This window comes from Acidovorax sp. (genome assembly GCF_022763525.1).
Lineage (GTDB): Bacteria > Pseudomonadota > Gammaproteobacteria > Burkholderiales > Burkholderiaceae_C > Acidovorax.
The window spans coordinates 1-17612 of record NZ_JALEGG010000045.1 but is presented as its reverse complement, the minus strand read 5'-3'; the positions used below and the strand labels follow the sequence as shown (position 1 = coordinate 17612).

Genomic DNA, 17612 nt, shown 5'->3' with positions numbered 1-17612 from the left:
GCCCAGTCTTCCATGCCAAAGAACGCCAGCGACGCGCCCAGGTTGGCGCCGCCCTTCTGGTCGTTGGCCACCTGGTTCAGCGACTTGAGGTAGGGCATGCGCTCCACCGCAGCGCGCGCGGCCTCCACGGCCTCGCCGGGCTGGAAGAGGTCGGTGTGGATCTGCGCGAGCAGCATGTAGGGCACGGGGTCCTTGTCGTCCAGGCTGCTGGCCTGGCGCAGCGTGGCCAGCGCATCCTGGTGGCGGCCCAATTGGTAGTACGCCACGGCCGTCCAGGTCTTGGCGCGGGCGTAGCGGGGCTCCATCACACCCGCGCGCAAAAAGGCATCCAGCGCCGCCTGGGGGTCGCCCTGCTTGAGGTGCAGCAGCCCCTGGCCGGTGAGCGCCACGTAGTCGGCCGGGTTGTCGCCCAAGGCGGTGGAAAACGCCTGGCCCGCTTCGGTGAACTGGTTGGTGAAGGTTTCCAGCGTGCCCAGCTCGCCCCAGGCGCCCGGGCTTTGGGGCGACAGGGCCAGCGCCTGCCGCAGGCGCGCGCGCGCGGGGCGTGCGTCTTCGCGTTCGGTGTGGGCGCTGCCCAGGCCTTGCCAGCCCCGGGCGTCTTGCGGCGCCAGCTGCGTGGCCTCGGCGTAGGCACCCAACGTGCCGGGCGCATCGCCGCGGCGGCGGGCCAGCTCGGCGCGCACCAACGCCAGCTCTGCATGGGCCGTGCCCTGAGCCGGGGCCAGCGTGGCGGCGGCCTCGTCCACGCGGTCACTCAGCAATTGCACGCGGGCCAGCTGCGCCACCAGCGCGGGATGCGCGGGCCAGCGCTGCAGGGCGGTGCGCAGCGTGGTGGCGGCGGCGGCCGCGTCGCCGTCCATGAGCTGCATGTCCGACTGCATGAGCGCCACCGGCAGCGGGGCCTCTGGCGTGGCCGCCTGGCGGGCCAGCTGTTCGCGCGCGGCAAGGACATCGCCGGCCTGCAGCGCAATGGCCGTTTCCATCAAGGCCACCCAGGGAGCCGGGGCATCGCCAGGTGCTTGTACTTTTGCCTGCGCGAGCGCGGCGCGCGCGGCGGGTACATCGCGGGCCACCAACGCGGCGCGCACCGGAGCCAGCGCTTCGGGCACGGGCTCGGCGGCCAGGTGCGGCAGCGGGTCGGCGCGCAGGGCGTTGACCCACTGGATGCGATCGCGCGGCTGGCTCAGCACCAGCTTGACCGGGGCCTTGCCCACCTCGGCATAGGCGGCCTCGTTGGCGCCCACCGACACCTGCCCTTGCGCGTTGGAGAACTCCACCGTGCCCGACAACACGGTCAGCAAGGTGCGGCCGTCGTCCTCCACGCTGATGTCCCAGTCCGTACCCCGGATCGCTGCCGTGGCGGCCGGGGTTTCCAGGTTCAGCCGCGATCCATCCGCACGGCGCGTCTGCGTCCACGCCCGGCCTGCGTTGAGCAGCAGCGTGGTCACGGGCTGAGCGGGCGTGGCCACGCCCTTGACCTGCAGCACCGTGTTCTGGTGCAGGCGCAACTGGGTGTCGTCGGCAAAGAGCAGGGCCATCTTGGCGGCCTGGCGGGTGCGCACGAAGTCCCCCGTGGCCAGGGCCTGGGCCGGGCGCGCGGGCTGCCAGTCGGCTGCAGCGGCGGCGCGCTGGTCGCCCGTGCCCTGCAGGCTCACGATCTCGGCGGCAGCCCCCGGCGGTACGGCGGCGCGCAGTGCCAGCGGCCAGGTCAGCGCCATCGCGGCGGCCAGCGCGCTCAACGCAGGCAGGGGTGTTTTCACAGTGGGCATGGGTGGACTTTCGCAAGGCAGGGTGGGTCAGCGCCGGGCGCCGGCTTCTCAGACAGCGCACTTACCGGTGGGTAAAACGCTACGGGCCAAATTATCTGGAGCGAGGTGGCGAAAGCGAATGCCTGCGCACACCCGCATCGCAGCATTTTCATGAAGAAAGCCACAATTTGTTGCGTTTTGCGACCACCGAACGGGCGTGGCCGGCTGCACGGTGGTTTCCTACACACAGCGGCCCCGGCGAGTGCTAAAAACGTAACATCCTCGTTCGTAGCCGCGCCCGCACGCCTGGCGTGCTGGTGCCCTGGAGCCTCCCCCCATGCCCCCCGCCTCCCGCCTCAAGATCGGCCTGTCGGCCTGCTTTCAGCATGCCGACCCCACCCGCCCCCTGTTCACCAACAAGACGCTGCAGTACGTGGAGCAGTCCATCGCCCACTGGATCATGTCCGCGGGTGCCATCGTGGTGATGGTGCCGTGCCCCACGGGCGAGACCGCTCGCGGCGACGTGACGCTGCAGCACTATGCCGAGTGGCTGGACGGCGTGGTCATGCACGGCGGCGCCGACGTGTGGCCCGGCAACTATGGCGAGGAGCCGTTGCGCGAGGAATGGGTCGGCGACCGCGTGCGCGACATCTACGATCTGGCGCTGGTCAAGGCGTTTGCCGAGGTGGGCAAGCCCATCTTTGGCGTGTGCCGGGGCCTGCAGCTCATCAACGTGGCCTTTGGCGGCGCGCTGTACCAGGACATCGAGACCCAGCACCCCGGGGCGCTGCAGCACCGCAACGCCACCACGTACGACCAGCATTTCCACGACATCCAGATCGTGGCGGACTCCCACCTGGCCCAGCTTTACCCGGGCATGCCGCGCGCGCGGGTGAACAGCATCCACCACCAGGGCATCAAGCGCGTGGCGCCCGAGTTCGTGGTGGAGGCGCTGAGCGAGCCCGACGGCGTGCCCGAGGCCATCCGCCTCAAGCCCGCGCCGGGGCGCGGCTACATTGCCGCCACGCAGTGGCACCCGGAGTTCCACAAGCAGGGCTCGGACACGCTGGACGACACGGCGATCCTGAATGACTTTCTGGCGGCCTGTGTGCAGGCGCGGGAGCACCCCGTGCGGCAAGCGAAGCCGGTCGGACTGCGGGACCGGGCGACACGGTTGCTGCGCGGGGCGCTGCAACGGGACCGCAAGGTGGCCGCACGATGATGCCGCACAACGCGTGGCGCTGGGCCCGCGTCCTCCTAGACGGCTGAGACGCCATCGCCTGAGCGCGCGAGGAGCCACATGACCCCTTTTCGGTGGATCGCCATTTTCTGTGTCATCGCTGCCGTGGCGCTGGCCGTTGCGGGTCTCGGCGGCGCTGCGGGCCTTACCTTGCTGCTGGGCACGGCCATCGAAATCGTTGGCGCGATGTTTACCGGCAAGCAAGGGAACGACACCGAGCATTAGGCGTGCATGCGCCTCAGGCCGCGCCGATGGCCAGCGCCGGCCCCACCACCGCCTCCACTTCGCCTCGCAGCCACCGGTGCGCTGCATCCTGCTGGTACCGTGCATGCCAGATCAGGTACATCGGCATGGCCGGGCACACCACCGGCACCGGCGCGCTGGCCAGGCCCGCCAACGCCGTGCGGGCCAGCAGCGAAGGCGCCGTGGTGAGCAATGCCGTACCCCGCACAAAGGCCGGCAGCGCGGCGAAGCCCGGCACGCGCACGGCGAAGCGGCGGCGCACACCGCGCGCCAGCAGCTGGCGATCCAGGTCGAGCCCCCGGTGCGCCTCGTAGGCCACGGTGGCGTGGTCGGCGGCCAGGTAGTCGGCCTCGGTGGCGGGCGCGCTGCGCACGGCGGCGTCGTAGAACACGCGGTACTGGTCTTCAAACAAGCGCTTTTGCACGATGTCCGTGCCGTCGGGCGGGCGGGGGCTGATGACCAGCTGGCACGCGTCGGAGCGCAGCAACTCCGCGCTGGGCGCGCCGCTGGGCACGATGCGCAGCGTGATGCCCGGCGCTGCCGTGCGCAGTCGCGCGGCCAGCGCGGGCAGCAAGAGGTCGCGCTGGAAGTCGTTGGCGGCGATGGTCAACTCGGCCTGCCAGGCGCGCGGCTCAAACTCCGCCCCTTGGGCAAAGAGCTGCATCTGGCGCAGCAGCTCGCGCGCGGGCTGGGCCAGCGCCTCGGCCCGCGCCGTGGGCACGATGCCGCGCCCGCGCTTGACGAACAGCGGGTCGCCGGTGATGGCGCGCAGCTTGTCGAGCAAGTGGCTCACGGCCGACTGGGTGACACCCAGTCGCTCGGCCGCCGCCGTGATGCTGCCCGTCTCCAGCACGGCCAGCAGCAGCCTCAGCAGGTGGCCGTCCAGCGCTGATCCATCGAAATTGCTCATGCATTCGATGATGTTTTCGGGCTTCATCTTTGGCAATGGCATCGCGACACTGCGCTGACTTGCATCAAGACCCGGAGACTTCCATGCCGTCCAAGCTGCCCCCCATCCCCGGCACCACGCCGTTCGATGGCGACCAGGCCCGCAAGGGCTATGCGCTGAACAAGATGTGCTTTTCGTTCAACGATGAGGCCAACCGCAAGGCCTTTCTGGCCGACGAAGAGGCCTACATGAAAAAGTACGGACTGAACGAGCAGCAGGCCGCCGCCATCCGCGCCAAGAACGTGCTGCAGCTGATTGCCGCAGGCGGCAACGCCTACTACCTGGCCAAGTTCGCGGGCATCTTCAAGCTGGACATGCAGGACATCGGCGCGCAGCAAACGGGCATGACCAAAGACGAATTCAAGGCCATGCTGGTCGCAGCAGGCAAATAGGGAGACACCCATGGCAAAACTCATCGGCGGCCTCGGCACTTCGCACATTCCGGCCATTGGCAACGCGGTCCACAAGGGCTTGCAAAACGACCCGTACTGGAAGCCTTTCTTCGACGGCTTTCCCCCCATCCGCCAGTGGCTGGGCGAGAAGAAGCCCGACGTGGTGGTGATGTTCTACAACGACCACGGGCTGAACTTCTTCCTCGACAAGATGCCGACCTTCGCCGTGGGCGCAGCGGCCGAGTACCGCAATGCCGACGAAGGCTGGGGCATCCCCACATTGCCGCCGTTCCAAGGCGAGGTGGACCTGTCGTGGCACCTCATCAACACGCTGATCGAGCAGGAGTTTGACGTGACCACCTGCCAGGAGATGCTGGTGGACCATGCCTGCACGCTGCCGCTCAAGCTCTTCTGGCCCGAGGGAGACTGCCCCGTGGCGGTGGTGCCCGTGTGCATCAACACCGTGCAGTTTCCACTGCCCTCGGCCAGGCGCTGCTACGCGCTGGGCAAGGCCGTGGGCCAGGCCATTCAGAGCTGGGACAGCGACAAGAAGGTGGCGGTGATCGCTTCTGGGGGCCTTTCGCACCAGCTCGACGGCGAGCGCGCGGGCTTCATCAACAAGGCGTTTGACCTGCAGTTCATCGAGAGCCTCGCCACCAACCCCGAATGGGCCACGCAGTTCAGCGTGCACGAGCTGGTGGAAAAGACGGGCACTCAGGGGGTGGAGCTGCTGATGTGGCTGGCCATGCGCGGGGCGCTGGCCACCGCCAGCGCGGGCGTGCGGCGGGTGCACAGCAACTACCACATTCCCATTTCGAACACGGCCACGGCGGTGATGGCTCTAGAGGCCATGTGACCTCGGCAATTTCAAGCGTTTTTGGCTTCTAGCGCTTGTCCAGCAAGCGCAGCAAGCTATCGAAACCGGAGTAGTTCGGGTTAGCCCGAAGGGCGTAACCCGACGTGTTCCCGCGCAGGAGGCGATGTCGGGTTACGCTTCGCTAACCCGACCTGCATCCGAGCCTTTTTAGGATCCAGCGCTTACCCAGCAAGCGCGAGAAGCTATCAAGCTCATAGCAAAGCCTCGCGCCTGCGGACCACCACGCCTAGTCGAATTTCACGTTGTGCTCGCGCACCGTGGCGCCAAAGGCGTCGTATTGGGTGCGGAAGAACTCGGCGAACTTCGCGGGGCTCATGCCGTAGCCCTCAAAGCCCTGCTGTACCAGCTGGGCATGCACCTCGGGCCGCTTCAGGGTGTTCTGCAGTTCCTGCGACAGCTTCTCGGTGATGGCCGTGGGCAGCCCCGGCGGCCCGAAGAACCCCGCCCAGGGCGTGATGGTGAGCTTGCCCAGCCCCAGCTCGCTGCCGGTGGGCACATCCGGCAGCAATGCGCTGCGCTGGGGCTGCAGCGTGACCAGCGCCCGGATGCGCCCCTCTTTCACGAAGTTGGGGGCCAGGGTGCCGGTGGTGAACATCATGTGGATCTGCCCGCCCAGCAAATCGGTCATGGCCTGCATGTCGCCCTTGTAGCGCGCGTTGACCACCTTGCGCTGCTCGCCCAGCAGCTGCAGCATCGCCAGCTCCGACGCGCTGTTGCTGGAGGCCGAGTTGTAGTCACCGGGCTTGGCCGCGACCAGCGCCAGGAGTTCGCTCACGCTCTTGGCCGGCAGGCTGGACGGCACCACCAGGAACATCGAGAACTGGCCCGCCGAGCTGATGGGCGTGAAGGCCTTGAAGGGATCGTAGGGCGGCTTGGGCCGGAGGGTGGGTGCGGCCACCATCGCGGTGTTCGTGCCCATCAGCAGGGTGTAGCCGTCTGGGCTGGCGGACGACACCGCCTGCGCGGCCAGCACGCCGTCGGCGCCCGGGCGGTTTTCCACCACCACCTGCTGCCCCAGCTGTTTCGACAGGCCCTCCGCGATGATGCGGGTGAGCGCGTCCGCGCCGCCGCCGGGTGCAAAGCCCACGATCAGCCGCAACGGCTTAGAGGGAAAGGTGTCTGCGCTCCAGGCCGAGGTGCAGGGCGCCAGTGCCAGCGCCGCGCCCGCTACCAGGGCTGCCAGTTTTCTGCGTTGCATGGTTGCTCCTTTGCTCAGAACGTGTGCCGCACACCCAGCTCCCAGCCCGACGAGCCGTGCCCGCCCACGGGTGCCGTCCCGCCGCTGACGGTGTAGCGCGCCTCGCCGCGGTTGGAAATGCGCGCATAGGTGCCATAGAGCGCCGTGCGCTTGGACAGGTTGTGCACATAGCCCACGCCGATCTGGCGCGCGTCGTCGCCGCTGCGTGGCTGGCCTCCCGCGGTGCGCAGTGCGCTGTCGCTGCGGTCGTCGAGGTAGGCATAGCTGAGCCGGATGCGCCCGACGTCGAAGACAGGAATGTGCGCGCCGATCTCGGCCGTGTTCTTGCGCACCGAGCCGGCGGCCAGCTTCACCGTGACACGGTTGTAGAGCGCAAAGAACTTGGCGAAGCCAGCGTCCCAGCTGCCACCGATGTTGGCGTGCGTGTAGTTGCCGATGGTGGCTGTGGCGCTGAACTGCGACCGCGTGACCGCCGCCGCGACATCGAATGCACCGGACGCATACCCCAGGCGTGCGCCAGCGAAGTTGCCGTCGTCGCTGTTGGCTGCATTGGAAAGGTTCTCGCCCGTGCCGGCCATGGCCATGCCATACACGCCGCCCAGTTGGCGCGGCAGCCAATAGCTCACCGTATTGCTGCCCGTGATGCCGGTCGGCAGGGGCGCCGTGCCCACACCTGAGAAGGTGAGGTTGCCAGCGCGCGCCACGCCGTTGGCGTTGAACGGGTCGAAGTAGATGCTGTTGTAGTGCGTGGGAATGAAGTCCCGTCCGAGCCGGACCTCGCCCCACTGCGTGTGCGACAGGCTCACGAACGACATGCGGTCAAACACCAGCGGCCCGGCGGTGGTGGCGCCGCTGGGCTGGTTGTTGGTGTTGGTGGCGCGGCCCGTGCCGGAGTCCGGGTTCAGGCTGCCCTCCAGCCAGAAGCCCGCGCGCAGGCCGCCGCCCAGGTCCTCGGTGCCGCGAAAGCCGATGCGGCTGGTGGACAGCCCGCCGTTGCCCAGCGCCGTGGCCGAGCCCACGCCGCCCGCGCGGGTGTGCAGCACGCCCAGGTCCACCACGCCAAACAGGGTGACGCTGGACTGCGCGTGCACCGCGCCACACACCAGCCCCAGGGCCGACCACATCCACAAGGTTCTCTGCTTCATGCTCTTTGTCTCCTGCTTTTTCTCTCTGGTTGAACAACTCACTCGAAAAACGGCGTGCAGGGCTCCGCCAGCGGGGGCGGCCGGCGGCGCGCTCCCGTGGGCAAAGTCCGGGGTGAAAGGCTGTGCTAACCCGGGAGTTCGGGGCGTTCGGTTCGCTCGGTCCGTACCAGCACCGCGCCCTTGGACAGCGGGCTCACGTTGCGCCGGTACTGCTGCAGCCAGCCGGTGTCGAACTGCGGCGCAGGGGCCTGCCAGCTGGCGCGGCGCTCTGCCAGCTCCGCATCGGCGAGGTCCACATCCAGGCGGCGCGCGTCCAGGTCGATGGTGATCACATCGCCGTCGCGCACCAGGCCCAGCGGTCCGCCCAAGGCGGCCTCGGGCGACACTTCAGCCACCACCAGCCCCTTGCAGACCAGGCCCGAGAGGTGCCCGTCGGTCAGGATGGCCACCTGATCGCCAAGCCCCGCGCCGTCCACCGCGAAGACCACGCGCGACGCGCCGCCGCCCATGGCCGGGCCGCCGCAAGCACCGGCGCCGCGCATCACGATGACCTGCCCCGGCACGATGGCGCCGTTCTTGAGCGCGGCGATGGCCGCATCGGAGGTCCAGAAGCACACGGCCGGGCCGGTGAAGCGGCGGACCTTGCGCTCCACAATCCCGGTCTTGATGAGGCCGGACTCGGGCGCCAGGTTGCCGCGCAGCAGCACGATGGCCGGCAGGGGTGCGACCGGGCGGTCCAGCGGACGGATCACCTCGGCATCCTGCACCTGCAGACCGCGCAGGTTGTCGGCCACGGTGCCGCCCGTCACGGTGAGCGCGCCGGTATCCAGCAGCGGGGCCAGTTGCCGCATGAGCGCGCGCGCACCGCCTGCCGCTTCGAATTCCTCGATGGAATGGCTCCCGATGGGCCGCACGCCCGCCAGCACCGGCGTGGTGGGCCCCAGGCTTTCGAACAGGCCATAGACATCGACGCCTGTCTCCCCCTCGGTGGCCACGGCCTGCAGGTGCTTGGCCGTGTTGAGCGAGCCGCCAATGGACAGCACCGCGCGCACCGCGTTGGCAAAGGCGCCGGGCGAGAGGATGTCGCGCGGCTTGAGGTCGTCGAGCACCATCTGCACGATGCGCGCACCGGCGGCGCGCACGTCCGCCATCATCTTGGGGCTGAGTGCGGCCACCGGCGCGCTGCCGGGCAGCGCCAGGCCCAGCGCTTCGCACACGATGTGCATCGAGTTGGCCGTGCCCAGGCCCGAGCACACGCCGGGGCCGCGGATGGCCTCGCGGCTCATGCCGACCAGCTCTTCCACAGGCAGGCCGCCCGTCACCGCATGCATGGCACCAATGAACACGTCCTCGATGTCCGTGTGCCGGCCCCGGTATTCGCCGCTGGGCTGGTAGCCGCAGGGCACGAGCAGCGTGGGGATGTTCAGCCGCGCCGCCGCCATGAGCTGGCCGGGCACGGTCTTGTCACACGACGTGAGGCAGACCATGCCATCGAGCTGCGCGCCCTCCACGGCCACCTCGATGTCGTTGGTCACCAGGTCGCGCGCACCCAGCATGTAGGCGCCGCGCGCCCCCGCGCCGGTGATGAAGTCGCTGGGCGCGGCGGTGCGGATCTCGAAGGGCACGCCACCTGCCGCGCGGATGGCGGCCTTGATCTCGGCAGCCACCTGGTCCAGGTGGCTGAAGCAGGCCGCCAGCTCCGAGGAGCTGTTGACGATAGCGATCTTGGGCTTCTCGCAATCCTCTTCGGGGATGCCCAGGGCACGCCAGTGTGCGTTGCGCACCGACCAGAGGTAGGAGCCGCGCGGGAAGTTGCTGCGCAGGGGGCGGGTCATGGGCGGTCTCCGAGGGTGGTTTTTTTCTTGATGATCTCGACCACGCCACGGTCGGCGTCCACACGGACCCAGTCGCCCGTCTCGATGCAATCGAGCGGGTCGCGGTCAAAGCCGGTCATCGCGGGGGAATGCGTGACCACGGCCCCGAGCGCCATCTTGGTCGTCATTTCGTTGAACAGGAAGGCAGCAGGCGCCACGTTCATGAGCCGCGTCATGTGAAACATGGCAGACCAGCCCGACGAGCCCTTGGCCCCCGGGAACACCAGCACCTTGCCCGCAAAGCTCTGGCCGCGCAGTTCGTGCCGGGTTTCGACGACGGTGCCAGTGCGCGGGTCGATGCCGCCCCAGCCCGAGATGCGGTCGCGCGTGACCAGGGCTTCGCCCTCGGCCACACCGCCCACCACCTTGCGCCCGCGGATCACCAGGGTGTGTTCCATCACGATGCTGCTCATGCCTGGCCTCCGTTCCAGCGGCCGGTGCAGGCGGCGTCGATGCATTCCGCCGTGCTGCCGAACCAGGCCTGCACGCCCAGGATGGCGGGCAGGTAGTGCGCCTGCTTGGCCGAGTCCAGCGCCACGGTTTTTGTGCCCTTGGGCACAGCCCGGCTCATGGCCGAGCAGCTGTCGGTCATGAGGATGCCGCCCGCGTCCTCAATGGTCTTGGTGTAGCCATTGCGGTCGGCCAGCGACTTGATGGCGCGCGGCGTGAAGATCCACAGCGCGCAGTCGGGGTGCACCTTGCGGCCTTCGAGGAGCTGCGCGGCTTCCCAGATCTGCTCGATGGTGTAGTGGGGGCAGCCGAGCATCACGTATTGCACCTGGGCGTCCTTGCCGGTGGCGTTGATCTTCTCGTAGGTGGCGCGGCGCTCGGCCTCGCCATAGCGCAGCACCTGCACGGGCTTGCGGCCGCCCAGGGCCTGCTCCAGCGTCAAGGCTTCGGGCGTGACGCCCGCGATGTGGTACATCTCCACGCCGCCCGAGGACGACGCCGCCGCCCCGAAGTGCTTGAGCCGCGGCAGGTTGGGCACGCGGCCGATGCCGCCCTGGCGGTACACCACCGGCACGCGCTCCTGCACGTGCTCGCCGATGTAGTAGCCGAGCAGGCCCCAGTCCTGTACCGATTCCACGTCGATGTCCAGCTCCACCACATGGGTGGCATGGCGGTTCTCGTCCAGGTGGTAGCCCCAATACGGGATGCGGCCCGTGAGCATGGCGGCGCCGGTGCTCTCGCGGCCTTCGGTGTTGGTGCGCGCGCCCAGCACCGAATTGCAATACACCACCGCCGAGGACTCCATCCACGCGCAGTGCTCGCCGCGCGTGGGAATGTTGCCCACCTGGTAAGGCGTGCAGGTGTTCATGATCTGCGCGCCCAGGCCGGCCGCGTGGCGCTCGCTCTGGTGGTAGAAGTTCACGATCTCCTCGGTCACGCCCATGCGCTCGGGCTGGCCGGGGTCGAAGCCCAGCTGCAGGTGGCTGGTGAAGACCTTGAACTTGGGAATCTCCACGGTCTCCTGGCTGTCCAGGCTGAATTCGGAGAACACGGCGTCCATGCCGCCACCCCGCGAAAACGCAAAGTCGCGCTGGAACGGCGTGGTGGAGGTGATGCTGGCGCAGACGTTTCGCGTCTCCACCAGGCGCTCGGCGCCCAGGGCTTCGCCGTAGCGCACCAGCAGGTCCATGGCCTTGTGCACGGCCGGCCCGTCGCGGCCGTCCAGCATGGCTTTTTCTTCATCGCTCAGGTACATGGCCTGTTGTCTCCGTTCTTTCTTCCGTTTGTGGGGGTGAACCCCGCCGAGCGCTAGCCCGGCGAGGGCGTCGGCACATGGCCGCCAATGTCGCGCGCAATGGATCGCGCGATGTGGTGCAGGCGCGGGGCCAGTTCGTTGCGCAGGCGCTCTTCGGTGAACACGAAGGCCGCGCCGCCGCCGTTCAAGGCCATCACCTCGCCATCGGGCCCGATCAGGGGCACCGACACCGAATTGATCTCGCGGTGGAACTCGCCCAGCGAAAGGCAATAGCCCAGACGGTGGGATTCGCCGATGGCGCGCAGCATGTTGGGTGCGATGGCATCCCATTCGGGGCCGCGCAGCAGGCGCATGGAATCGATGAGCTGGTTGCGCTGCGCCTCGGGCAATGCCGACAGGTACGCGCGGCCCAGGGCCGAGTTGGCCAGGGGCGCACGCGAGCCCACGTCCAGCCGCGCCGACAGCATCGACGAGCGCGGCCGGCAGGCCTCGATCAGCACCATCTCCATGCCGTCGCGGATCGCCAGGTACACCGAGGCGCCGACTTCTTCGGCCATCGCCTGCATGCTGGGGCGCGCGGCCGCGCGCACGTCCAGACTGCCCAGGAACACGCGCGACAGCGACACCACGCCCGGGCCGAGCATGAAGCGGTCGGCCACCTGCGCGGCCTTGAGCATGCCCAGGGAGAGCAGCGTGGCAACCAGCCGGTTCACGGTAGGCCGGGGGATGCCGGTCATGCGGGCGATGTCGGCGTGGCCGAGCACCGGGCGGTCTTCGCTGAAGCAGCGCAGCACCGAAATGCCGCGCTCCAGCGCGCTCACGGTATCGGACCGGTCGCCGCGAGCGTCGGCAGCGTCGGCGGAGGACAGGGAGGCGTCGTTCTTTTCAGTGGACATGGATGAACCCTTTGCAAGACCCTGCAATGTAGAGGCTTGCGAAAGAGTGCCGTGCAGGGACATCGTGGTACCGCCCCCCGTTACGCCACGGCCTGCGCAGCGGCTGGCTCCACAGCCTTTCGGGCCGCGCCGGGGCGCAGGTACACGCCTTGTGCCAGCAAGGCGGACTGCAGCGCGGCCACGTCCACCGCGCGCGGCTGAATGCCGCCTTGCGAGGCCAGCGCCGCAGCCACCCCCGCCGCCTGGCCGGTGATCCAGCATTGCGGGATCTCGCGCATGAAGCCGTGCGAGTTGCGGTCGCACGAGATGTGGCGCCCGCAGGCGAGCAGGCCGTCCAGCTGCTGGGGCACCAGTGCGCCGTAGGGAATGGAGATGTTGGGGAACTTGGGCGACACGGCGGGCGTGACGCCAATCTCGTCGGCCAGGGGCACACCATCGGGCCACTGGCTGCGCAGCACGGCGCCCACGCCGGTCAGGCGCCGCGCATGGCGCACGCCGATCTGGGGGGCGCTGAGCATCAGGAAGGCTTCTTCGAAGCCCGGTGCATGCGCGCGGAAGTAGTCCAGGTGCGCGGCCATGGCGCGGTGCGAGCGCACCTCCACGGCGGTCAGGTCGTCCACGTCCAGCGCCGAGTAGCCCGACTGACGCGGCCCCATGAAGAGCGCCACATCGTTGCGCCAGGAGACGAAGGGCCGCTCGAACAGGCCAAGCTCCTCGCGGCCCCGTGCCATGAAGGCCGAGAACGCCTCGGGCTGGCCCGCCTTGAATTCGATCCAGCGGTTCATGTCCACGCCGCCGAACAGCCAGGAGGTGTTCATGCAGTGGTGCACGTCGGCCTCCTCGATGTCGTTCACGAACGCTGCGCCGGCCCGTGCGAACAGGTCGCCGTCGCCGGTGGCGTCCACCACCACGTCGGCCATGATGGCCATGCGGCCTTCCTTGCTCTCGAACACCACGCCCTTGACGGCGCCGTCCTGCACGATGGGGATGGCGGCCCACGAGTGGTAGATGAGCTTCACGTTGCGCTCGAGCACGATTTCCTGGCTCAGCAGCTTGAGCCGCTCGGGGTCCACCGTGGGCGACCAGGTGACCACGCCGTGGTAGGCGGCCGTGCGGTGCGACCAGTGGGCCGCCTTGTCCGGGTCTTGCGAGCCCCAGTCCTCGCGCGCCGGTCCTGCGATGGCATCGGCGGGCAGGCGGTCGAACAGCTCTTCGGCAAAGCCCCGGATCACGAGCTGGCCTTGCCAGTCGGTCATGCGGTCGATCCAGATCACCAGGCCACCCGTGGAAAGCCCCCCCAGGTGGTTGTAGCGCTCCAGCAGCGCCACGTCGGCACCCGCCCGCGCGGCGGCGGCGGCCGCCGCCGTGCCAGAGGGGCCGCCCCCCACCACCAGCACGCCGCAGCGGTGGTACACGGGAATGTTCTTGCCAGGCTCTGCCCAACTGCCGTGGTCGGGCCGCTTGGCGCGGCTGTCGCGGTCGAAGATGTCGGAGGTCAGGATGCGCTCGTCGGTGCGGACGACTGTTTTCATGAAGCGGTCTCAGGAAGTTGTTGGTTGAATTATGATTTCAATGTCCATTTTGTCAATTCAATATCGCATAAAGCACGGGTTTACCCGAAGTTGTATGGACTTTTTATGGATTGAAAGTTCAAAATAAGCAAAACAACCGCAAGGAGACAAGGATGAAAGATTTTTCCGGCACGCGCCGGGCGCTGGGCTTGGCGCTCGGCGCCGCTGCGTTGTGGGGCACCGCGCCTTCACTGGTTCAGGCGCAGGACTTTCCCGTTCGCGGCAAGTCCATCCGCATCGTGGTGGGGTTTACCGCCGGGGGTGGCACGGATGCGCAGGCGCGCATCGTGGCGCAGAAGCTGGGCGAGGTGCTGGGCACCAGCGTGATCGTGGACAACAAGCCGGGTGCCAGCACCATGATGGCGGCCTCCGAAGTTGCACGCGCCCAGCCTGACGGATACACCATGCTGTACGCGCCGTCCTCCACCATGGCGCAAAACCCGCACACCTTCAACCAGGTGCCGTACGACCCGTTCAAGGATTTCACGCCCATCTCGATGGGCGGACGCGGGCCGCTGGTGCTGTCGGTAAGCACCACGGTGCCCGCGAACAATGTGAAGGAACTGGTGGCCTTCGTGAAGGCGAATGCGGGCAAAGTCAGCTACGCATCGTTTGGCGCGGGCACCTCTTCGCACATCTATGGCGAGGCCTTCGTCAAGAAGACCGGCACCGATGCTGTGCACATCCCCTACAAGGGCGGCTCCGATGCGGCCAAGGACCTGATCGCCGGACGGGTGCAGTACATGTTCGACTCAGCCTCCTCGGCCATCATCACGGCCGGCACAGGCAAGGTGAAAGTGCTGGCCGTGGCGGCCCAGGCGCGCATCCCTGCGCTGCCAGACGTGCCCACCTTTGCCGAGCAGGGTTTCGAGGGGCTGGACCTGCCCAGCTGGCTGGGCTTCTACGGGCCTGCCAACATGCCTGCCGCCGTGGTCGAGAAGCTGAACACCGCCCTGGCCAAGGTGCTGGCGATGCCCCAGGTCCAGGAGTTCTACCGCAACGGCGGCTACGAGGCGGGCAGCACCACGCCACAGGAGTTCACCAAGATCACCCGCACCACCTATGACCAATGGGGCGCGATGGTGCAGCAAGTGGGGCTGGCCAAGCAATGACCGATCAGACCACCTTCACGCTGCGCCGCCGCCGGTTCAACACGGGGCTGGCCCTGGCCGCTCTGGGCTCTGCGCTCCCACCGTTGAGTGCGCGGGCCGCCGCGCCGTTTCCCGAAAAAGGCCGCACCATCCGCATCGTGCTGGGCCTGGCCGCTGGCGGCGCATCGGACGCGCAGGCGCGCTTCGTGGCCACCAAGCTCGGCGATGTGTTGCAGACGCCGGTGATCGTGGAAAACCGCCCGGGCGCCAGCTTCATCCTGGCCACGGAAGAGGTGATCCGCGCCGCGCCCGATGGGTACACCATCATGTACGCGCCCTCCTCCGTGGTGGCGCAGAACCCGCAGACGCTGGCCAATGTGCGCTACGACCCGTTCAAGGATCTCACGCCGCTGTCGCTGGGCGCGCGCGGGCCCCTGGTGCTGACGGTGCACACCAGCGTGCCAGCCCGCACCGTGCAGGAACTGGTCGCCTACATCAAGGCCAACCCGGGCAAGACGGGCTATGCGTCGTTTGGCACGGGCACTTCGTCGCACATTTACGGCGAAGCCTTCGTGCGCCAGGCCGGGCTGGACGCGGTGCATGTTCCCTACAAGGGCGGCGCCGACGCCGCCAAGGACTTCCTGGCCGGGCGCGTGCAGTTCTACTTTGACGCGGCGCCCAACGCCATCCAGAACACGGCCACGGGCAAGGTCCGCATGCTGGCCGTGGCCGCGCCGCAGCGAAGCCCGATGCTGCCTGATGTACCCACCATGGGCGAGCAGGGCGTGAGCGGGATCGACATGCCCAGCTGGCTGGGGTTCTACGGCCCTGCCAACATGCCCGCTCCGGTGGTCGAAAAGCTCAACGCCGCGCTGGTGCAGGTGCTGGCCATGCCGGCCACGCGCGACTTCTTCCGGCAAGGGGCATACGAGGCCGAATCCTCCAGCCCCGCCGCGCTGGCAGCGCTGACACGCTCCACCTATGAGCAGTGGGGCAGCACCATCCGCAAGCTCGGCCTCACGAAGCAGTAGCCCGCCTCGCTGGCCATAACCCCACGCCCCGGTCGGGTCCTGGGGATACTGTAAATTCATCCAGTGAATTTACAGTCCAAACTCGCCATCCTGGCCGACGCCGCCAAGTACGACGCCTCCTGCGCGTCCAGCGGCGCCGCGCCGCGCGATTCGGTGGGCGGGCGGGGCATGGGCTCGACCGAAGGCATGGGCATCTGCCACAGCTACGCGCCGGACGGGCGGTGCATCTCGCTGCTCAAGGTGTTGCTCACCAACTTCTGCCAGTACGACTGCCTGTACTGCGTGAACCGCGTGACCAGCAACGTGCCCCGCGCGCGCTTCACGGTGGATGAGGTGGTGCAGCTCACGCTCGATTTCTACCGCCGCAATTGCATTGAAGGGCTGTTCCTCTCCAGCGGCATCATCCAGAGCCCCGACTACACCATGGAGCAGGTGGTGGAGGTGGCCCGCGCGCTGCGCGAAGAGCACGACTTTCGCGGCTACATCCACCTCAAAACCATCCCCGACGCATCGCCCGAGCTGATGCAGCGCGCCGGCCGCTATGCCGACCGGCTGTCCATCAACATCGAACTGCCCACGGCCGAGGGCCTCACCGCCCTGGCGCCTGAGAAGGACAGCGCCGCCATCGACCGATCGATGGCCCGCATGGCCGTGCACATCGGCGAATCACGCGCCGCCCGCAAGGAGCAGGCAGCGCAGGCCATCGTGTCCATGCCGCAAGCGCGCACCACGCGCCGGGCCAGCGCGCCGCTGTTTGCGCCCGGCGGGCAGAGCACGCAGATGATCGTCGGAGCCGATGCGACGGACGACCGCACCATCCTCGCCACCAGCGCGCGGCTGTACGGCACGCACCGGCTGCGGCGGGTGTACTACTCGGCCTTCAGCCCCATTCCCGATGCGGCGCGCGCCCTGCCGCTGGCTGCGCCGCCCACCGTGCGCGAGCACCGGCTCTACCAGGCCGACTGGCTGATGCGCTTTTACGGATTTACCCACGACGAGATCGTGCCGCCCAGCCAAGGCAACCCAGGCAGCCAGGCCGGCATGCTGGCACTCGATGTGGACCCCAAGCTGGCCTGGGCGCTGGCGCACCGCGAGCGCTTCCCCGTCAACCTCAACACCGCCCCGCGCGAGCTGCTGCTGCGCGTGCCCGGCTTTGGCGTGCAGACGGTGGACCGCCTGCTGGCCGCCCGCCGCGTGCGCCGCCTGCGGCATGCGGACCTGGCGCGGCTGCATGTGCCTTTGAAAAAAGTGCTGCCCTTTGTGGAGGCGGCCGACTACCGGCCGGGCCGCGCGCTGGAGGCGGCGGACCTGGCTGCACAGCTGGCGCCGCCGCCGGTGCAGCGCAGTTTGTTTTGAAGCCATGCAGCGCCACACGGTCACGCTGGCCCATCCCACCGACTGGCATGGCTTTCGCACCGCCGCACGCGCCTTGGCGCAAGCCCATGTGCCGCCGCACGCCGTGGACTGGCGCTGCCAAGTGGATGCCGCTGAAGACCTGTTTGCACCCGAGCCTGCAGCCAGCAACACCCTGCCGCCGCCTGCCCCCGGTGCGCCTACGCTGCGCGTGCCGCCCGACTTTGTGCGCCTGTGCGAGCAGCAACTCATCCTGCACCGCGACCCGGCCCGCTTCGCGCTGATGTACCGCCTGCTCT

At 68.4% G+C, this 17612-nt stretch carries 16 protein-coding genes and 2 pseudogenes; 9 read left to right on the top strand and 9 right to left on the bottom strand.

Translation table 11 applies throughout. The annotated features are described in order from the left end of the window. Window positions 1-1769 (bottom strand): tetratricopeptide repeat protein (locus MRY84_RS03405; protein WP_291504349.1); only part of this gene is annotated, 1769 nt, incomplete at its 3' end. 316 nt (window positions 1770-2085) lie between these two features. Here MRY84_RS03405 and MRY84_RS03400 point away from each other — a divergent pair. Beyond that, window positions 2086-2970 carry a gamma-glutamyl-gamma-aminobutyrate hydrolase family protein gene (locus MRY84_RS03400; RefSeq protein WP_291504348.1) on the top strand — a complete coding sequence of 295 codons (885 nt, stop codon included), beginning with the start codon at window positions 2086-2088 and terminating at the stop codon, window positions 2968-2970. A 78-nt stretch (window positions 2971-3048) separates the two neighbouring features. Continuing rightward, window positions 3049-3213, top strand: coding sequence for a hypothetical protein (locus tag MRY84_RS03395; RefSeq protein WP_291504347.1), 165 nt, complete (start codon window positions 3049-3051; stop codon window positions 3211-3213). 13 nt (window positions 3214-3226) lie between these two features. Here MRY84_RS03395 and MRY84_RS03390 read toward each other — a convergent pair whose 3' ends face one another. Next, entirely contained in the window at window positions 3227-4168 is a 942-nt protein-coding gene (locus tag MRY84_RS03390; protein ID WP_291504346.1) for a LysR family transcriptional regulator, read from the bottom strand. A gap of 56 nt (window positions 4169-4224) precedes the next feature. Here MRY84_RS03390 and MRY84_RS03385 point away from each other — a divergent pair, with 56 nt between their 5' ends. The 3 genes and pseudogenes from MRY84_RS03385 to MRY84_RS23130 all read left to right on the top strand — a co-directional run. Further along, window positions 4225-4572, top strand: a complete 348-nt coding sequence (locus tag MRY84_RS03385; RefSeq protein WP_291504345.1) for a protocatechuate 4,5-dioxygenase subunit alpha — start codon at window positions 4225-4227, stop codon at window positions 4570-4572. A 10-nt stretch (window positions 4573-4582) separates the two neighbouring features. Continuing rightward, a complete protein-coding gene (locus MRY84_RS03380) occupies window positions 4583-5428 on the top strand; it encodes a class III extradiol dioxygenase family protein (RefSeq protein ID WP_291504344.1) in 846 nt (281 codons plus the stop codon). 15 nt (window positions 5429-5443) lie between these two features. Beyond that, window positions 5444-5512 (top strand): annotated as a pseudogene (locus MRY84_RS23130) (hypothetical protein); the annotation flags it as partial. A 163-nt stretch (window positions 5513-5675) separates the two neighbouring features. Here MRY84_RS23130 and MRY84_RS03375 read toward each other — a convergent pair. From MRY84_RS03375 to MRY84_RS03345, 7 genes are all read right to left on the bottom strand, one after another. After that, complete coding sequence (locus MRY84_RS03375; protein ID WP_291504343.1) at window positions 5676-6647, bottom strand: tripartite tricarboxylate transporter substrate binding protein; 972 nt, start codon at window positions 6645-6647, stop codon at window positions 5676-5678. A 14-nt stretch (window positions 6648-6661) separates the two neighbouring features. Further along, window positions 6662-7792, bottom strand: a complete 1131-nt coding sequence (locus MRY84_RS03370; protein WP_291504342.1) for a porin — start codon at window positions 7790-7792, stop codon at window positions 6662-6664. A 125-nt stretch (window positions 7793-7917) separates the two neighbouring features. After that, on the bottom strand, window positions 7918-9627 hold the full coding sequence (gene ilvD / locus MRY84_RS03365) for a dihydroxy-acid dehydratase (protein ID WP_291504341.1): 1710 nt from the start codon (window positions 9625-9627) through the stop codon (window positions 7918-7920). Continuing rightward, window positions 9624-10079 (bottom strand): DUF126 domain-containing protein, encoded by a 456-nt coding sequence (locus tag MRY84_RS03360; protein WP_291504340.1) that lies wholly within the window; start codon window positions 10077-10079, stop codon window positions 9624-9626. The genes ilvD and MRY84_RS03360 overlap by 4 nt, the downstream gene beginning before the upstream one ends. Beyond that, window positions 10076-11371, bottom strand: coding sequence for an aconitase X catalytic domain-containing protein (locus MRY84_RS03355; protein ID WP_291504339.1), 1296 nt, complete (start codon window positions 11369-11371; stop codon window positions 10076-10078). Before MRY84_RS03355 ends, MRY84_RS03360 begins: the two co-directional genes overlap by 4 nt. 53 nt (window positions 11372-11424) lie before the next feature. After that, the gene (locus tag MRY84_RS03350; protein WP_291504338.1) at window positions 11425-12267 is read right to left on the bottom strand and encodes an IclR family transcriptional regulator; all 843 of its coding nucleotides are present in this window, start codon (window positions 12265-12267) and stop codon (window positions 11425-11427) included. Window positions 12268-12347: 80 nt separating this feature from the next. Continuing rightward, on the bottom strand, window positions 12348-13799 hold the full coding sequence (locus tag MRY84_RS03345; RefSeq protein ID WP_291504337.1) for an FAD-dependent oxidoreductase: 1452 nt from the start codon (window positions 13797-13799) through the stop codon (window positions 12348-12350). A 152-nt stretch (window positions 13800-13951) separates the two neighbouring features. Between MRY84_RS03345 and MRY84_RS03340 the strand changes: the two genes are divergently transcribed. The 4 genes and pseudogenes from MRY84_RS03340 to MRY84_RS03325 all read left to right on the top strand — a co-directional run. Continuing rightward, window positions 13952-14950 (top strand): tripartite tricarboxylate transporter substrate binding protein, encoded by a 999-nt coding sequence (locus MRY84_RS03340; protein ID WP_291504336.1) that lies wholly within the window; start codon window positions 13952-13954, stop codon window positions 14948-14950. Beyond that, window positions 14947-15960: a tripartite tricarboxylate transporter substrate binding protein gene (locus MRY84_RS03335; protein ID WP_291504335.1), complete on the top strand. Its 1014-nt coding sequence runs from the start codon at window positions 14947-14949 to the stop codon at window positions 15958-15960. The genes MRY84_RS03340 and MRY84_RS03335 overlap by 4 nt, the downstream gene beginning before the upstream one ends. A 63-nt stretch (window positions 15961-16023) precedes the next feature. Continuing rightward, window positions 16024-17316, top strand: coding sequence for a putative DNA modification/repair radical SAM protein (locus tag MRY84_RS03330; RefSeq protein WP_291504334.1), 1293 nt, complete (start codon window positions 16024-16026; stop codon window positions 17314-17316). 4 nt (window positions 17317-17320) lie between these two features. Beyond that, window positions 17321-17612, top strand: a pseudogene (locus tag MRY84_RS03325) (uracil-DNA glycosylase); the annotation flags it as partial.